Origin of the sequence: Wenyingzhuangia heitensis (genome assembly GCF_011762155.1) — a bacterium.
Classification (GTDB): domain Bacteria; phylum Bacteroidota; class Bacteroidia; order Flavobacteriales; family Flavobacteriaceae; genus Wenyingzhuangia; species Wenyingzhuangia heitensis.
In genome coordinates, this window is record NZ_JAASQL010000002.1 from 363,111 (window position 1) to 381,612 (window position 18,502).

The window sequence follows — 18,502 nt, forward strand, 5'->3', positions numbered from 1 at the left end:
TAAGTAATTATTGGTTGTTTCAAATATATTACATCTATATAAATTAATTAGTACTTATTGTTGTTAATAAATCAACTAAATCATAAAAAAAGTATTAATTTGTTGCTGTTTTTAAAATTTCTCTAAAAATAGATATGATTAGAATTACAGATATTTACAAGTCTTACCAAATAGGAAAAAACACTTTGCCTGTATTAAAAGGAATTGATTTTAATGTAGATAAAGGAGAAATGGTTTCTATTATGGGCTCGTCAGGTTCTGGAAAATCTACTTTATTAAACATTATAGGGATTTTAGATGAAGCGGATCGTGGAACTTATAATTTAGATGGAATTGAAGTAAAAAATTTAAACGAAAAAATAGCGGCAAAATATCGCAATCAATTTTTAGGATTTATTTTTCAGTCGTTTAATTTAATCAACTACAAAACAGCCTTAGATAATGTTGCGTTGCCTTTATATTATCAAGGAGTTTCTAGAAAAAAAAGAGAAGAAAAAGCTTTGTTTTATTTAGACAAAGTAGGCTTATCCAATTGGGCAAAACATGTACCTAGTGAATTGTCTGGTGGTCAAAAACAGCGTGTAGCTATTGCTAGAGCGTTAGCATCGGATCCTAAAGTATTGTTGGCAGATGAACCTACGGGGGCATTAGATACCAAAACTTCTTATGGAGTTATGGAATTGCTACAGCAAATAAATGATGAAGGTAAAACAGTAATTATTGTAACTCATGAACCTGACATTGCAGCTATGACAAAACGAAATGTAGAGCTAAAAGACGGTTTGATTATTAGCGATAAAATTATAGAACCTGTAAGAGCCACCTTATATGTTTAATATAGATAGGTGGCAAGAAATTTTTGAAGCAATTTCTAAAAATAAGCTTCGTACTTTTTTAACAGGGATTTCTGTAGGTTCTGGAATTTTTATTTTAATTATTTTATTGGGTGTTGCTAATGGTTTTAAAAACGGAACTAAAGAACAATTTGCTAGAGATGCTGCTACATTAATAGAATTTTGGTCTAATAAAACCTCTAAAGAATACAAAGGATTAAACTCTGGTAGACGTATTAAAATGACGGAAGAAGATTATAACTTAATCAAACAAACTTATAAAGAAGATATAGAGTATGAATCTGTAGATTTTTGGAAAAATGGATTGGCAACCAGTTATCAATCTAAATCAGGAAATTATCAAGTAATTGGAGCGATGCCTGATAAGCAGTTTTTAGAAAGTGCAGAATTGCTTTCGGGTAGATTTGTAAATCAAAAAGATGTTGATAAAACGCTAAAAGTGGCGGTTATAGGAATTGAGGTGGCAAAAGAATTATTTACAAATTATAAAACAGCAGTAGGTAAATACATAACAACAGGTAATGTTAATTATAAAGTAATAGGTGTCTTTCTAGATCCTAACGAAAGAGAAAATACAAGATTGTATGTTCCCTATAGTACATTAACTCAACTGTATGCAAGTGTAAATTGGGGAAGTGGTTTTGTGTTTACATTAGAGCCAGAAGAAAATTATGACATTGCTTTGGCTAAATCAGAAGCTTTTGCTAATCAAGTAAAAAGCAAACTACAACAAATTCACAAAGTACACCCCGATGATGTTACAGCAATTAGACATTTTAATGCAGTAGAGGGGAGTAAAGAAATCTATCAACTAATTTTAGGAATGAAATTGTTTTTTTGGGCAGTAGGAATTTTAACTCTTATAGCAGGAGTTGTTGGTGTAGGTAATATTATGTTGATTATAGTGAAAGAAAGAACCAAAGAAATTGGAATTAGAAAAGCTTTAGGAGCCCAGCCAAAAACAATTATAGCCATGATTTTACATGAGGCTATTTTTATTACTTCTATTTCTGGAGTTATTGGCCTTTTATTTGGTTTTACTGTTTTAGAGTTTATTGGTGGACAAATAAAAACTGAATTTATTTTAAATCCTAAAGTAGATTTTAGCATTGCTATTTCTACCGTAATTTTATTAGTAATAGCTGGAGTTGTAGCGGGTTATTTTCCTGCCAAATATGCTGCGAAAATTAAACCTATAATTGCACTTAGAGATGAATAGTTTATTTCATAGAGATTTATGGGTAGAAATACTATCGTCTTTAAAATCTAATGGAGCACGTACTTTTGTAACTGCTTTTGGAGTCTTTTGGGGAATTTTTATCATGGTTCTTTTATTGTCTGCAGCAAGTGGTTTTGAAACAGGAATCAAATCAAAGTTTAAGGGAATAGCCACCAATTCTATTTTTATATGGACTCAAAAAACATCTTTAGAGTATAAAGGAATGCCCAGAAATAGATGGTATCATTTTGACATTCAGGATGCCCAAGCTATTAAAGACAATATAAAAGGCTTAAGAATAGTTTCTCCTCAAAATAATTTTACCACAGAAATTAAACACATTACAAAAGAAGGTAGTTTTAAAGTAGAAGGAAATGCTCCTGAGTTTTTAGGGCAAAAAGCATTAAAGTTAACACAAGGTCGGTTTATAAATCAGAAAGATATTGATCAAAAAAGAAAAATAGCCATTATTGGTTGGGGATTGATTGATGAGCTATATGAAAAAGGAGAGGATGTAATAGGTAGTTTTATCAAAATTAAAGGAGTTAATTTTAAAGTAGTAGGAGTTTTTAAAGACACCTCTATAAACGGACAAAAAAATATAAGAGCTCAACAAAATGTTCACATTCCGTTTAACACATTTTCTCAAGTCTTTAATTTTGGGGATCGTGTAAATTACTTTTTTATTACAGCAGATGATGATCAGTCTGCTACAGAATTAAAAAACAAAATAATAACCTTATTGCAAACAAGACATAAAATCAACCCAAAAGACAAAAGAGCCATTGGTAATTTTGATTTGAATGAACAATTTGAAAAATTTAACATGCTATTTGCTACCCTTAAAATTGTTTCTTTTTTTGTGGGAATTATGATTTTAATTTCTGGAGTTATAGGAATTAGTAATATTATGCTAATTGTTATAAAAGAAAGAACCAAAGAAATAGGGATTAGGAGAGCTTTGGGAGCAACTCCTATGGTGATAAAAAAACAAATTATTTTAGAATCGGTATTTTTAACCATATTGTCTGGTATGGCAGGAGTTAGTTTTGCAAGTCTAATATTGTTCTTTGTGAATTTAAAAATTGACAGTATGGATCCTGTAGATTTAATGATTTTAAATCCTATAATTAATTTACCAACCTTATTTACCATTTTTATAATCCTAGTCTTTTTTGGATTGCTAGCGGGGTTAATTCCTGCAAATAAAGCCGTAAAAATGAAACCTATTAATGCGATTAGAACTGAATAAAATTACATCATGAAAAAATCTAAAACTATTTTAATTTTACTATTTATTGTTATTGCTTTTGTGCTAGCATTAGGGTATTTATGGAAAAGAGATCAGCAAAAACCAGTGATTTTTAAAACTAAAAACGCTAAAATAGAAACCATAAAATCAACTACTGTAGCTTCAGGAAAAATAACTCCAAAAGAAGAAGTTATTATTAGACCCAACATACCTGGTATTATTGATGAGATTTATGTACAAGCTGGAGACACCATAAAAACAGGAGATTTAATAGCAAAAATTAAGGTAATTCCAACCATTAATAATTTGCAATCTGCGGCTAACAATGTTACAAGTGCAAAAATAAATTTAGAAGCTCAGCAGAAAATTTATGATAGACAAGTACTTCTTTTTGAAAAAGAGGTAATATCTGCCAATACGTTCGATCAAAACAAGGCAACTTATCAACAAGCTAAACAACGTTGGATTTCTGCTACAGAAAACTATCAAATTATACAAACAGGAACAACCAAAGGATTTAAAAATGTAGCCAATACATTAGTAAAATCAACCATTGGAGGTGTGGTTTTAGAAGTTCCGGTAGAAGAGGGAGTACAAGTAATACCTAGTAATAATTTTAATGCAGGTACAGAATTGGCTACTATTGCAGATGTAGGTAAAATGATTTTTAAAGGAACTATTGACGAAAGTGAAGTTGGAAAAATAAAAGAGGGAATGCCTATTTCTATTAAAATTGGTGCTTTACCAAATTTAAAGTTTAACACTATTTTAGATTATATAGCACCCAAAGGAGTTGAAAAAAATGGAGCGGTTCAGTTTGATATAGAGAGCTCTATTACAGTACCTAAAAATACAGTGGTTCGTTCAGGATTAAGTGCCAATGCATCTATTATTTTAGAAATTGCAGAAGAGGTATTATCTATTAACGAATCTTTGTTGCAATATGATAAAAAAACAAAAAAAACGTATGTAGAGGTTTTGATAGCAGATCAGGAGTTTGAAAGAAAAAATGTGGTTTTAGGGGTAAGTGATGGTATTAAAGTGGAAATAAAAGAAGGGATTACTAAAGATCATAAAATAAAAGATTGGAATGCAATTGTTCCTAATAAGAACAAGAAAAAATAAAACGATGAAAAAAAGTATCATAGCGTTTATAGGTCTATTTTTTTGGGTATCTTCTTTTTATTCTCAAACTAAAAAATGGAGCATACAAGATTGTATACAATATGCCATAGATCATAATATTGATGTAAAGCAACAATTGTTAAACTTAGAAGAAGCTAAACTAACTACTAGCAGTGCAAAAGGTGCTTATTTGCCCAATTTAAACGCAAGTGTTAGAAATACTTGGAACAATGGATTGAGTCAGAATGTGGTGTCTGGAAATTTGGTAAAATCAGTAGAAACCATAAGGAATTCTAGTTATGGAGTAAATTCTAATATTCCCATTTTTAACGGATTGATTAATTATAACAATTTACAACAAGCCAGATTGCAAGAAATTGCAGCACAATTTAACATAGAATCTATTAAAGATGATATTAAATTAAATGTGGCAAATAGTTACTTACAGGTTTTGTTACAAAAAGAAAATATAGCAATATTAAAAGCACAATATCAATTGTCTGTAGAACAATTAAATAGAGCTAAAGAATTGGTAAGTGCAGGGAATATTCCCAAAGGTGATTTGTTACAATTACAGGCAACTATAGCTAATGACGAACAAAATATAGCTCAGGCAGAAAACAGTTATGTAATTGCTAAATTAGGTTTAAAAAGATTGTTAAACTTAAATTTATCGGAAGAGATAGAGGTTAAAAAAGAAAATGTAAGTTTAATTGAAATGAAGGTTTTAGAGACTCCTATAGATTCCATTTTAAAAACAGTACTCTCCAATAGAAATGAAATAAAATTATCAAAATCAAATATAGAAGTCGCTAAAAAAGGAGTAGATATTGCCAAAGGATCTTATTTACCCACTCTGTCTGGTTTTGTGAATTTTGACACTAGAGAAATAGACAAATCTACAGATAGCTATTTTTATCAATTAGAAAATAATTATGGATTCACCTATGGTTTAAGCTTAAATATACCCATTTTTAATGGTTTTAAAATTAAAAACTCAGTAGCTAAAAACAAATTAAATGTATTAAGAAGAGAGCATCAGCTAGAACAAACAAAGCAAATGGTTATTCAAAATGTACATCAAGCATATTTAAATGCAAAAGCTAGTTACAAAACATATATCTCAAGCCAAAAAACAGTAGAAGCACAAGAATTGGCTTTTCAGTATCAACAAACAAAGTTTGATGTTGGAGAGAGTAATTTACTAGACTATACTCAAAATAAAATTTTATATCAAAATAGCCAAACAGATTTATTACGTACCAAATACGACCTATTATTTAGATTGAAAATTATTGAATTGTATTATACTCTATCATACTAAGACTTATGTCTTAAAAATAGAAATGTAAGCTATGTATTAAACCATTTGTATTACATAAATACGCATATTGGTACTCTTAATTTCTAAGTTTTTTTTTTCTTTGAAGTATCGTAATACACTTTTATGTATTGCCATAAATTAAGTAGACAAAATTAATATTTTTATGAAAATTAAAACTTTAGGAGTTTTATTGTTAGGGATAGTACTTACTATATCCTGTAAAGAAGTTCCGCAAAAAGCGGAGTTAAAAGATTACCAAAACATTTCTTTTGAACCATTATCTACACAAGTGGTTACAAAATTTTTCAATCATCAAACGGCATCACAAGTTGTTGCAGAAACAGGTTATTATGTTTGGGGATTGTCTGTGGTAAAATGGGAAGGTGAGTATCACGCTTATTATTCTAGATGGAAAAAAGAATACGAACACAAAGGTTGGATGACCAATTGTGAAATTGCTCATGCAGTTGCTAAAAATCCCGAAGGTCCTTTTGTTTTTAAAAATGTAGTATTAGAAAGTAAAAAAGTAGGAGGATGGGATGTAAACAATTCGCACAATCCTTATGCTGTAGTAGCAGACGGAAAAGTTTGTTTGTATTATATAGCCAATGATATTAAGGAGCTTTTAGCTAAAGATATTCCAGAAACACAAGAACCAACAACGCTATGGTACGATGCGCATAGAACCGAAATTAGAGACAGTCAGCGTATTGGAGTTGCAATTGCTACTAATCCAGCTGGTCCTTTTGTGCGTTCTAAACATATAGTAGTTGCTCCAGATGATGTAAAGTTTAAAAAAATAGCAGTGAATCCGGCAGTTATTTATAAAGACAAGGAGTATTTAATGATAATGAAAGGGGATGATTTACAACATAAAAAACCTTTTAGAATTCAGTTAGTAGGAAATGCTAAAAACCCAGAAGGGCCTTTTAATTTTTATGAAAAACCGGTATACGCAAAAGCACAGACTGAAGATGCTTGTATGTGGTTTGATAAAATATTGAACAAACACTTTATGGTTTGTCATGTAATGGGGAAAAGTGAATTGGCATTGTTTAGTTCTACCAATGGTTTTGATTGGCAACCCGATGAAAGAAAGATTTTTATGAAAAAAGAATTTTTACTTTCTAATGGAACTATCTGGAAACCCAAAAGAGTAGAACGACCTTTTGTATTGACCAATAATGATGGACAACCAATTATGATTTATGTGGCTGTTTATGATAAAAATGTAAATGGTAATATAGCAATTCCAATTAGTTGGAAATCAAATAAAAACTAAAATAAAAAGGAAATATGTTTAGATCAAATCGTGTTGTAATAGCTGTTTGTTTAGTATTCGCAATGTTGTTTTCGTGTAAATCAAAATCAACAAGTTCTAAAGAATTAGAGCCAGAAAAGAAAAATATCTTATTCATTTTAGCCGATGATTATGGTTATAATGATTTGAGTTTTAGAAACAATAAGTATTATGAAACTCCAAACATTGATAGAATAGCCAAAGAAGGTACTGCCTTTAATGAGGGATATGCTGCTTGTAGAGTTTGTAGCCCTTCTAGAGCTAGTATTATGACAGGTACTTTTCCGGCAAGACATGGTATTACCGATTGGATTGGTGCTAGATCTGGAGAAAAATGGAGAGAAAAAAAACGATTTAATAAATTAATGCCTGCAGAATATAATCACGAATTAAACAAAGAAGCAACCACGTTACCTGAAGCTTTAAAAGAGCAAGGATACACTACTTTTTTTGCAGGTAAATGGCATTTGGGAGAAAAAGGTTCTTGGCCAGAAGATCATGGTTTTGATATTAACAAAGGAGGTTGGGATGCAGGCGGTCCTAGAGGTGGTTATTTTGCACCTTTTAAAAACCCAAATTTAGAAGATCATCAGGATGGAGAAAATCTATCTATGCGATTGGCTAAAGAAACCGTAAACTTTATGAAAGAGCATAAAGATCAAAAGTTTTTTGCCTATTTGTCTTTTTATGCGGTACATGGAGCCATTCAAACGAGTCAAGGTAAATGGCAAAAATATAGAAACAAAGCCATTAAAAATGGTGTTGCAGATCATGGTTTTGAAATGGGACATTTTTTACCCATAAAACAAACACAAGACAATCCTGTTTATGCTGGTTTGGTAGAAAGTATGGATGATGCAGTTGGAGAAGTGTTAAAAGGATTAGAAGAACTAGGGTTGGATAAAAATACGATTGTTGTTTTTACATCGGATAACGGAGGTGTTTCTGCCGGAGATTCTTTTTCAACTTCAAATTTACCTTTAAGGGGAGGAAAAGGATATCAATATGAAGGAGGTATTAAAGAACCTTATTTTATTAAAGTTCCTTGGTTAAAAAATCAAGTAAAAGAAAATAATACACCTGTAACAGGAACTGATTTTTACCCTACTTTGCTAGATTTGGTTGGAGCAGAATTAAAACCAGAATCACATAAAGACGGAATTAGTTTAGTGCCTTTGTTACAAGGAAAACAAACCAAAGAACGTCCCTTAATTTGGCATTATCCCCATTACGGAAACCAAGGAGGAGAGCCTTCATCTATTATTAGATTGGGAGATTGGAAATTGATTCACTATTACGAAGATGATCGAAACGAATTGTACAATATTACAAATGATTTAGAAGAGCGAAATAATGTGGTAGAAAAACATCCAGAGTTGGCAACAAAACTTCATCAACAATTATTTGATTATTTAAAAGATGTTAATGCTAATTATCCTAAAAAAGATCCTTTGTATAGTGCTAAAAAGGAGCAAGAGTATTTACATAAAATAGCAACTAAAAAATTAAAGAGTTTAGAAAAACAACGTTTAAATTATTTAAAAGAGGATTTTAAACCAAATGCAGATTGGTGGGGAAGTAAGCAAACTATAGACTAAGTATAGCTTTTGTCTAGTTATATGTTGTTTTTTTAATGCCTAAAGAATCATATGGTTTATACAAATAAAGATATGTGCCTGTTAAAAATAGTTTTTTTATGTCTCTTTGTTTGTATATAATCAACAATTATAAAAATACAAAATGATAAAATCGTATTTGACAAAATTTACCAGTGTAATCGTTTTTTGTTTCTTAACAATTAATGTTACCGCTCAGAAAAAAACAGAAGCATTTCCGTTTAGTTTACCTGATGAAAAACCAGACAGACCTTTAAGTGCTTCTATGGAAAGAAGCTATGATCAATATGCTGCAACTCCTCAACACAATGAATTGTACTCGCAGTTTAAATACACCAAAATAAAAGGATTAGACTATAGCAATCACGATGGTACTATTACTCGTAGAGATCCTTCTAAAGTTATTTTTAAGAACGGAAAATATTACGTTTGGTATACCTACAGACATACCAAAACGCCACCAATAGGAGGTAGAAATGCACATTTAGCAACAGATGAAATTCCATCTGCAGATTGGGATTTGTGTGAAATTTGGTACGCAACTTCTAAAGATGGATTTACTTGGGAAGAGCAAGGCCCCGCTGTTACTAGACCTAAAAAACCTCAAGCAGGTTGGCGTTCTGTAACGACTACAGATATTTTAGAATGGAAAGGTAAATATTACTTGTACTACCAAGGATTTATGGAAGCAAGCGGAAAACGTGGGGATGATTGTCCTGTGGCGGTTTCTTATGCTGATTCACCAGACGGACCTTGGACTCATTATGATAAAGTTGTAATTCCGAACGGTAAACCAGGTGAGTGGGATCAATATTCTATTCACGACCCTTACCCATTGGTACACAATGGAAAAATTTATTTGTACTACAAATCAGATTCTAACGGACAGCCTAACTTAATTAGAATGCATGGTTTAGCAATTGCAGACAATCCATTAGGTCCTTTTAATAAGCATCCATTGAATCCTATTTCTAGTTCTGGTCACGAAACAACAATGTTTCCTTTTAAAGGAGGAATTGCTTCTATTGTAATTAGAGATGGAAACGAACACAATACCATTCAGTATGCAGAAGATGGAGTAAACTTTAAAGTGGCTGCTATTTCTGAATTTTTACCAAATGCGGCTGGACCTTTTATTCCAGATGCTTTTACAGATACCAAAGATGGTAGAGGAATTACTTGGGGAATTTGTCACTTTACAGCGGTAAACGGATGGAAAACCAATCATGCTATTTTAGCTCGTTTTGATTGTGATTTAAGTCAAGATGTAAATGATCCAGACATGAAAAAGAACCACGTATATTTAAAGCCAGAGTTCTTTTATAAGATGGGATTAAATGGAAAGCAAAGAAAACGTATTGCTGAAGAAACTGAAAATTTAAAATAATTTTTAGAAATAAAACAATAAAAAAAAGGCTCTGAATAATTTCAGAGCCTTTTTTTTATTGTTGTTGCTGAGATTGTTGCTGAGTAGTTGTTTTAGGATCCTGAACAGGATAACCATCTTCGGGTCTAATGTCTACAGATACTTTTAAAGTACTTCTTCCACTACTGTATAAAACCCCTTTTAGTGGAGCTACATCATAATAGTCTCTACCCCATGCAACTACTATGTGTTGATCTTTTGGAATTTGATCATTTGTAGGATCAAAATCTACCCACCCAAAAGTTGGAATATATACAGAAAACCATGCATGTGATGCATCAGTACCAATTAATTTTTCTTTTCCTGGAGGTGGTAATGTTTCAATATAACCACTAATATATCTTGCAGGTAAGTTTACAGAACGCAAGCAGGCAATAGCAATTTGTGCAAAATCTTGACAAACTCCTTTTTTTTCTTTCATTACCTCACTAATTGGAGTGGCTACGTTAGAAAAAGTGGTGTTGAATTCAAAATCTTTAAAAATACGCTGCATCAATTCAAAACTAGCATCAAAAACAGATCTATCTGGTTTAAAAGATTCTAAAGCATAGTTTTTAATTGTATCATTAATATTATTAATTAATATAGATTCTAGCTGATATTGTCTTGCATCTAAAATAGCATCACTTACTCCTTTTAAGAGTTCTAATGTTTTTGTTAATGTTATTTTTTTTGCCTCTTCAAATTTTTCTATGTCTTTACACTCACTTACGTTTCTGTCTACCTTACTAGTGGCAACAACTTTTAATTGTTTGTGGTGTTCTTGAATAGAAAAACGAGTAATGGTGTTTCCAAAAAAATCTTTTTTTTCTGAAAACTCTGTAGGTTTAGGAGAAATTTCTAATTGATAATCAATCAAATTTTGTCCTAAAATATGCTTAGGTTTTAAAATGGCTATGTTATGACAAAAAGTAACACCTTCTTCATAATCATATACAGTGGAATGAATGACATCGTATACCATTAGTTTTCAATTTTTTGTTGAACCATTTGTGTTTGTTGATAAGTATGATCAAAATAAGTATTAGAAATAGCCAAAGAAGTTTCGTGTAACAAATCACTTAAATCTGATAACGTTTTTTCTAAGTTTTCTCTTAAAGAATTGTCTTTGTTAGTTGTAAGTATTGTTTCAGAATTTATAGAATCCATGATATAACAAGCTTCAGCTATTTTATTCTGACATTCATTAAGTCCAATAGAATTTTCGGGTATTGGTAAACGAGCAATATCTTTTTGAATTCTATTTAATTGATAATGTAGAGATTTTGCATATGTTTTATCTAAAATAATTAGATTCACCACATTTTCTACACTTAAGTAAGATTGATAACTATATCTGTAAATATTTAAACTTTCATGACTGTTTAAGAAAGCCTCTAATATTTCGTAATTTAAATAATCTTCGTAGTTAAAAACAATTAAAGAACGAGATTTGGCTATATTCATAGTTGCCTGTTCCATTTGCAAACCAATAAAGTATAAAAGCAATCCTTGATTTACCATGATACTTTCTTCTATCAATCCCATAAAGGCAATTAACCTTGTAATAGTTCTGTCTAATAGTTTAATAAGTGAGTTTAAAGAGTATTCCTTTGTTTGATCATAGTCTTTCCAAAGTTTTTTAATACTATCAAACACTCTCCACATATCTTTAGACCACAAATTTCTAAGTGTGTAATATGAATTGTTAAAACTATTTAAAGTTTGTGCCAAACTACCACCTCTATTTTTGTCTAAAATTAAAGATTGCAATTCTTTTAAAGGGTTTTCTAATGTTTTCTCGCTCCCTTTTCCTACAAAACCAGGAAAGGTAGAGGTTATGTTGGTTACGGCTTTAAATAAATAAACTAATATTTCAGATTCTGATTTACGAGTATTGTAACGCTCGTTATTCATATTGTTTAAAACCGTTCTTATAAATCTAGAGGTGGTTAAAGCTCTCCCCAAATACCTTCCAGACCAAAATAAATTTTCGGCAGTATTACTAGGTAAATCATTCATGTCTGAGGCTCCAGAATTTTTAGATTTACTCCAAGTATATTGTTGAATGTTTTCTTGTTTTTGATCACTTACAATCCAAAAATCTTTACTAATTCCACCACGTTGATTAGAAACTCTAAGTTGTTTTCTTTCAGAAGCTACACGAACCAAACCACCAGGCATAACAGTGTAACATCCGTCTTTAGCAATACTAAAAGTTCTACAAACTACTTTGCGAGGTTCTAGTTTTCCATTTACGTAATTTGGAGCGGAAGAAAATGAAATTTTCTCTTGAGCCACAAATCTAAATGGGTTTTTAATAATTTCTTCTTTTAAAGTGTCTATTTCTTTTTCTGATAAAAACTCGCAGAAATAAAGACTTTCTCTGTTAGAACGATCGATTCTTTTCACAACAAATTTTTTGATGTTTTTAAGAACAAATGTTCTTTCTTTTTCTTGACCACACCACCAAGAAGCAATTTGTGGTAATACTAAATCTTCATCAAAAAAGTAATTACAAATGGCATTCATAAACGGCACTAATCCCGAGTTTTCTATAATACCACTTCCAATAGGGTTGATAACAGTAATGTTTTTATTTCTAACAATTTCTAACAATCCTGCAACACCTAGGTAAGAGTCTTCTCTTAACTCCAAAGGATCAACAAAACTATCGTCTACACGTCTTAAAATAACATCTACTTTTTTTAATCCTTTTAAAGATTTCATCCAAACAAATCCATTTCTAACAATTAGGTCGTTTCCTTTTACCAAAGGATATCCTAAAAGAGAAGATAAATAAGCATGTTCAAAATAAGTTTCGTTATGAGGACCTGGAGTTAAAATTACGATATTTGGATTTTCTACTCCCTCTGGAGCAGCATCCATTAACATTTTACTAAAATCGTTAAAAAAACTAGAGGGCTGCTTTACATGAATATTTTGAAATAATTCTGAAGTAATTCTACTTGTTGTAAATCGGTTTTCTAACGCATATCCCATACCTGATGGGGCTTGAGTTCTATCATTAACCACCCACATTCTTCCATCTGGACCTCTTGATAATTCCGCAGAATAAATCATTAAGTTTTTAGGAGTTGTGTATTCTATTTGATCGCATTGTCTTAAAAAACCTCTGTGTTCGTAAAAAACTTCAGGCGGAATAATACCGTCTTTAATTAGTTTACGTTCACCATATACATCTTTTAAAATTAAGTCTAAAAGTTTGGCTCTTTGCTGTATTCCTTTTTCTATTTCACTCCATTCATTTTCATGAATGATAAAAGGAATCGCGTTTAATTGCCAAGGCCTGTGTAATCCATTAGGATCATTGTACACATTGTAGGTAACACCATTTTCGGCCATTAGCCAGTCTATTTCACTTTGTAATTCGTGAAGTTCATCTGAACCAATGGCCTCTATATTATCAAATAATTGAGTCCAATTTTTATTGATTTCTTTGGTAGGCTTTAAGATTTCGTCGTAGTTCTTTAGATCGGCTACATAATCTTTAAACAATTTGTTTGAATCAATGCTCATTTACGGTTGTTCTATTTTTTACGCAAATCTAATGTATTTGGAAATTCTGGGTCAACAGGAATGGTTTTAAATCTAAACTTTTTTCTACTTCCTTGTTCCTCAACAGTTCTTTCTGGTACAGGTACTTCTCTAGCTGTAATTTCTTCAATAGTATCAACATCAGCCTGCGTTTCACCAATATCCCAAAAACGGTTGATTCTTCTAGATTCTGCCTCAAAACTATTTACAGGAAAGGTTTCATAAGACCTACCTCCTGGATGCGCAACAAAGTATTTACAACCTCCAATAGATTTACGGTTCCAAGTATCTACAATATCAAAAGCTAGGGGGGTGTCTACTCCAATAGTTGGGTGCAAAGCAGAATGTGGATCCCAAGCTTTGTAACGCACACCTGCAACAAATTCACCTTTTATAGGTGTTGGATGCAATTGCACTTTTACCCCATTACAAGTTAACACATATCTCTCGCTCACAAAGTTGGATACTTTTACTTGCAAACGTTCTAAAGATGAATCTACATAACGAGAGGTTCCTCCACCTGTCATTTCTTCTCCTAAAACATTCCAAGGTTCTATACCCGCTCTTAATTCTAAGTGAATATCGTTAATATCTACCATTCCGTGTAAAGGGAATCTAAATTCAAAGAAAGGATCAAACCATTCTTCTTCAAATTTGTAACCTGCTTTGTTTAATTGTTTTACAATGTCTTTGATGTCTTCTCTAACAAAGTGTTCAATTAAAAATTTATCATGCAATTCGGTACCCCATCTAACTAAATTGTGTTCGTATGGTTTTTTCCAGAACCAAGCAACTAAGGTTCTAACCAATAGCATTTGAGTCAAGCTCATTTGCGGATGTGGAGGCATATCAAAACCTCTTAATTCTAAGATCCCCAATCGACCAGAAGATGAGTCTGGAGAGTATAATTTATCAATACAAAACTCTGCTCTGTGTGTGTTTCCTGTTAAATCTGTTAACAAGTGTCTAAACAACCTATCTGTTAACCAAAAAGGAACTTCTTCACCTTTTGGTATTTGGCTAAAAGCGATCTCTAATTCGTATAGGTTTTCCATTCTAGCTTCGTCAATTCTAGGAGCTTGACTAGTTGCTCCCACAAAAGCACCCGAAAATAAATAAGAAAGCCCTGGATGATGTTGCCAAAAAGTTAGTAAACTTCTTAACAAACTAGGTTTTCTTAATAATGGACTGTCTGACGGAGAAATTCCACCTAAAGTTACGTGGTTACCTCCACCTGTACCGGTGTGTTTACCATCTAACATAAACTTTTCGGTTCCTAATCTAGATTTTTTAGCTTCACCGTACAAAGTCATTGTATTTTCTACCAATTCACTCCAACTTTTCATGGGATGAACATTTACTTCAATCACACCAGGATCTGGAGTAATTTTCATAGATTCTACTCTGTTGTCGTGTGGAGGATTGTATCCTTCTAAAATAACAGGAATGTTTAATTCTTTTGCTGTAGCTTCTATAGAGGCTATTAAATCTAGAAAGGCATCGGCAGATTCTAAAGGAGGTAAGAATAAATACAATTTACCTTCTCTAATTTCTGAACAGATTGCTGTTCTTACAAAATATTTAGGTTTGTCTTTGTCTAGTCCTTTGGTACAGAAATCTTTATAACGTACGTTTACCAATCTTTTAAAACTAGGTAATGCTTTTCTATCTTTAAATAAATCAGGTTCGTAAATAGGGAATACTTCATGTTCTGGTTTAGATAGTAGAGCTTTTAAAGGCAATCTTAAACCAATTGGAGAGGTTCCTGGAGTTAAAAACAGATGGTTTCTTCTAAATTGCCATTCGCTTGTAAACCATTTTTCATCAGATTTATTTAAGGGCAATACGTAACCAACGGCTTTGTTGGTTCCTTGTTTTAATATTTCTGCTAATTTTTTTCGAATTAAATCTTCACTATCATCACCAGTAATATCTATGTCTGCAGGAATATTTCCTTCTTCCCAAAGCATGTAAAAAGCATCTTCATACGTAGGGATAATATGTTCGTGTGTAACGTTTAAGTATTTACTTAAAGTACGTAAAAATCTATGATCACTTCCTTCTGGAACAATTGGGTCGGGAGAGAAGCAAGATAATAATTCTTGATTATGCCATATGTTTTTTCCATCTTTTCGCCAATACAATTGAATTTCCCAACGAGGTAAAGATTCTCCAGGATACCATTTTCCTTGAGCATGGTGTAACATTCCCCCTTTGGCTATTTTATCTAACAAGCGTTTGGTTAAATCATTGGCTAGTTTACGCTTGTGTGGACCATCTGCAGCTGTATTCCATTCTTCGGATTCCATGTCATCAATAGAGACAAACGTAGGTTCTCCACCCATGGTTAATCTTACATCTCCTTTTTGTAAATCTTTTTCTACTTTGTGTCCTAATTTCTCAATGGCATTCCATTGTTCTTCTGTATAGGGTTTGGTAACTCTAGGAGATTCTAAGATTCTTGTTACTGAATTTTCAAATTCAAATTCAGTTTCACATTTATCGGTCATTCCTGTAACGGCAGATGCACTATCATAATGAGGAGTACAAGCCAAAGGAATATGACCTTCACCGGCTAATAATCCTGAGGTAGCATCAAAACCAATCCAACCTGCACCTGGCAAATAAATTTCTACCCATGCATGTAAATCTGTAAAATCTTCCTCGGGTCCAGAGGGTCCATCTAATGATTTTTCATCAGATTTTAATTGTACAATGTAACCAGATACAAAACGAGCACCAAAACCTAAATGTCTTGCTGCTTGTACTAATAACCAAGCATAATCTCTACAAGATCCTGTTTTACGTTCTAAACTTTCTTCACAGGTTTGTACACCTGGTTCCATACGAATGTTATATTTTAAATATTCGTATATTTTTTGATTTAAATCGATTAAGAAATAAATTGTTTTTCTTGGAGTGGTGTCAACTGTTTTTAAAAAGTCAAACAATAAAGGCCCTTTGTCATTTATTTCTAAATAAGGGTGTAATTCTTTTTTGGTAACATCAGAATAATTAAAAGGATATTCCTCTGCACTTTCTTCTACAAAAAAATCAAAAGGGTTGATGGTTTTTAAATCAGCAATAATTTCTACATCAATAGAGAGCTCCTTTGTTTTTTCAGGGAACACAACTCTAGCTTGATAATTTCCAAATGGATCTTGTTGCCAGTTAAAAAAATGATCTTTAGGTTCTATTTTTAAAGAATAAGATTCTATTGGTGTTCTACTATGTGGAGCAGGTCTAAGTCTAAAAATATGAGGAGATAAATTTACAGATCTATCAAACTTATATTTTGTTTTATGTGAGATTACAACTTTTAAAGCCATGTATTACTAATATAAATAGAGGTTACTATTGTTTTAAAAACATTATTGTTTAAAACAACTAAGTTAATGAAATAATAATGTGTTAAAACTGCGGTATCACATATTTAAGAAAGAATTAACAATCTTGTTATTTAGTAATGTTTTATGCTAATTGGCAGGTGCAGTTCTGCGTTGTGTTGTAAACACAAAAAAGAGAATGATGTGTGTAAACAATCATTCTCTTTTTTGTGGGTTTAATTTATTTCTTAAACTGCTTTTCTTCCAAATAATAAGGAGATAACAAATAAAACAATAAACAAAACAAATAATATTTTGGCAATACTAGCAGCACCAGCAGCAATTCCTGTAAAGCCGAATACTCCGGCAATAATGGCTAAAACAATAAAACTTATACTTAATCGTAACATATTTTTTAATTTTTAATGGTTTATAAAATGAGTATGTAACTCTTACATCAAAAATAAAACGAATCTATAGTTTATGTGTTGACAGCGAACAAGACAAAAGTTGAGTCATATCAATTTTTAGTGAAACAACGGTTTGTTAAAAACTTTCAAAAATACCCAAGCCAAATAAAGCAAAGTCATATTTAACAGGGTCTACTGGATCTAACTTTCTTAAAGAGCGGTCTAACTCTAACAATGCTTTGGCATCGTTTTGTTTTCGGTTTATAAAACCTAGTTTTCTACCTACATTGCCTGTGTGAACATCTAAAGGACAAGATAGGTGTGCAGGAGATATGGTTTTCCAAATTCCTAAATCTACTCCTAATTTATCTTGTCTAACCATCCATCTTAAAAACATATTAATTCTTTTAGCGGCAGATCCTTTTAATGGGTCAGAAACATGTTTGGTAGTTCTAATGGGGTGGGAGATTTCAAAAAAAACTTTTTTAAATTGATGGATTGCAGGTTGCAAAGAATTGTTGTCAATACCCTTAGAAAACACATTTTCTAAGCCACCATGTTTAAGGTAAATGTTTTTTAAGGACAAAATAAAAAACTGAAAATCGATGCCATTAAAAGTTCTATGTTTAAAGTCAGATAGTTTTTCTAAATCATTCTCTGTGTGATTTATAACAAAATCGTAAGGAGTGTTTTCTAACAAATCCATCATTTGTAAACAGTTCTTTACAATCATAGGTCTTTTTCCCCAAGAAATTGTAGCTGCTAAAAAACCAGCAATTTCAATATCTTCTTTTTTGGTAAATAAATGTGGAATTTGAACAGGATCCTCATTTATAAAATCTCTGTTGTTGTATTGATCTACTTTACTATCTAAAAACTCTTTAAGTTCTGTTTGAGTCATATAAATTCCAGTTTTATATACAAATATACTATATGTAATGTTTTATTTGATCGCTATTTTTATAACATTCTGCACAAAAAGAGTTTGTTTTTAAGTTAAGAACACAAAAACAATTATTTTTTTTTGTTAAAAAAGTATAGGTTTTATTGAGGCTTTGGTAATTGTTTGATTTCGAAAACATTAATATTTTTATTTAACACGTATTTAATTAA

The 18,502-nt window shown here is 31.5% G+C and carries 13 protein-coding genes; 8 read left to right on the top strand and 5 right to left on the bottom strand.

Annotation, left to right across the window (positions count from 1 at the left end):
* Positions 1-134 precede the first annotated feature (134 nt).
* The 8 genes from FHR24_RS10200 (at position 135) to FHR24_RS10235 (ending at position 10,077) form a co-directional block, all read left to right on the top strand.
* Positions 135-836, top strand: a complete 702-nt coding sequence (locus FHR24_RS10200; protein WP_167187910.1) for an ABC transporter ATP-binding protein — start codon at positions 135-137, stop codon at positions 834-836.
* Positions 829-2,073, top strand: a complete 1,245-nt coding sequence (locus FHR24_RS10205; protein WP_167187913.1) for an ABC transporter permease — start codon at positions 829-831, stop codon at positions 2,071-2,073. Before FHR24_RS10200 ends, FHR24_RS10205 begins: the two co-directional genes overlap by 8 nt.
* Positions 2,066-3,325 carry an ABC transporter permease gene (locus FHR24_RS10210; protein WP_167187917.1) on the top strand — a complete coding sequence of 420 codons (1,260 nt, stop codon included), beginning with the start codon at positions 2,066-2,068 and terminating at the stop codon, positions 3,323-3,325. Before FHR24_RS10205 ends, FHR24_RS10210 begins: the two co-directional genes overlap by 8 nt.
* A gap of 9 nt (positions 3,326-3,334) precedes the next feature.
* The gene (locus FHR24_RS10215) at positions 3,335-4,450 is read left to right on the top strand and encodes an efflux RND transporter periplasmic adaptor subunit (protein WP_167187920.1); all 1,116 of its coding nucleotides are present in this window, start codon (positions 3,335-3,337) and stop codon (positions 4,448-4,450) included.
* A 4-nt stretch (positions 4,451-4,454) separates the two neighbouring features.
* Complete coding sequence (locus FHR24_RS10220) at positions 4,455-5,774, top strand: TolC family protein (protein WP_243846540.1); 1,320 nt, start codon at positions 4,455-4,457, stop codon at positions 5,772-5,774.
* Between the two features lie 163 nt (positions 5,775-5,937).
* A complete protein-coding gene (locus FHR24_RS10225) occupies positions 5,938-7,056 on the top strand; it encodes a glycoside hydrolase family protein (RefSeq protein ID WP_167187927.1) in 1,119 nt (372 codons plus the stop codon).
* 14 nt (positions 7,057-7,070) lie between these two features.
* Positions 7,071-8,672, top strand: a complete 1,602-nt coding sequence (locus tag FHR24_RS10230; protein ID WP_208412330.1) for a sulfatase — start codon at positions 7,071-7,073, stop codon at positions 8,670-8,672.
* Positions 8,673-8,814: 142 nt separating this feature from the next.
* Positions 8,815-10,077: a glycoside hydrolase family 117 protein gene (locus FHR24_RS10235; protein ID WP_167187930.1), complete on the top strand. Its 1,263-nt coding sequence runs from the start codon at positions 8,815-8,817 to the stop codon at positions 10,075-10,077.
* A gap of 55 nt (positions 10,078-10,132) precedes the next feature.
* Here the strand turns inward: FHR24_RS10235 and FHR24_RS10240 are convergent, their stop codons facing one another.
* The 5 genes from FHR24_RS10240 to FHR24_RS10260 all read right to left on the bottom strand — a co-directional run bounded on the left by FHR24_RS10240 (position 10,133) and on the right by FHR24_RS10260 (position 18,290).
* Complete coding sequence (locus tag FHR24_RS10240; RefSeq protein ID WP_167187933.1) at positions 10,133-11,080, bottom strand: transglutaminase family protein; 948 nt, start codon at positions 11,078-11,080, stop codon at positions 10,133-10,135.
* Positions 11,080-13,635 carry a circularly permuted type 2 ATP-grasp protein gene (locus FHR24_RS10245; RefSeq protein WP_167187935.1) on the bottom strand — a complete coding sequence of 852 codons (2,556 nt, stop codon included), beginning with the start codon at positions 13,633-13,635 and terminating at the stop codon, positions 11,080-11,082. Before FHR24_RS10245 ends, FHR24_RS10240 begins: the two co-directional genes overlap by 1 nt.
* An 11-nt stretch (positions 13,636-13,646) precedes the next feature.
* Positions 13,647-16,982, bottom strand: coding sequence for a transglutaminase family protein (locus FHR24_RS10250; RefSeq protein WP_167187937.1), 3,336 nt, complete (start codon positions 16,980-16,982; stop codon positions 13,647-13,649).
* A gap of 245 nt (positions 16,983-17,227) precedes the next feature.
* A complete protein-coding gene (locus tag FHR24_RS10255; RefSeq protein WP_167187939.1) occupies positions 17,228-17,389 on the bottom strand; it encodes a DUF1328 domain-containing protein in 162 nt (53 codons plus the stop codon).
* Positions 17,390-17,525: 136 nt separating this feature from the next.
* Entirely contained in the window at positions 17,526-18,290 is a 765-nt protein-coding gene (locus tag FHR24_RS10260) for a TIGR02757 family protein (RefSeq protein ID WP_167187942.1), read from the bottom strand.
* Positions 18,291-18,502 lie beyond the last annotated feature (212 nt).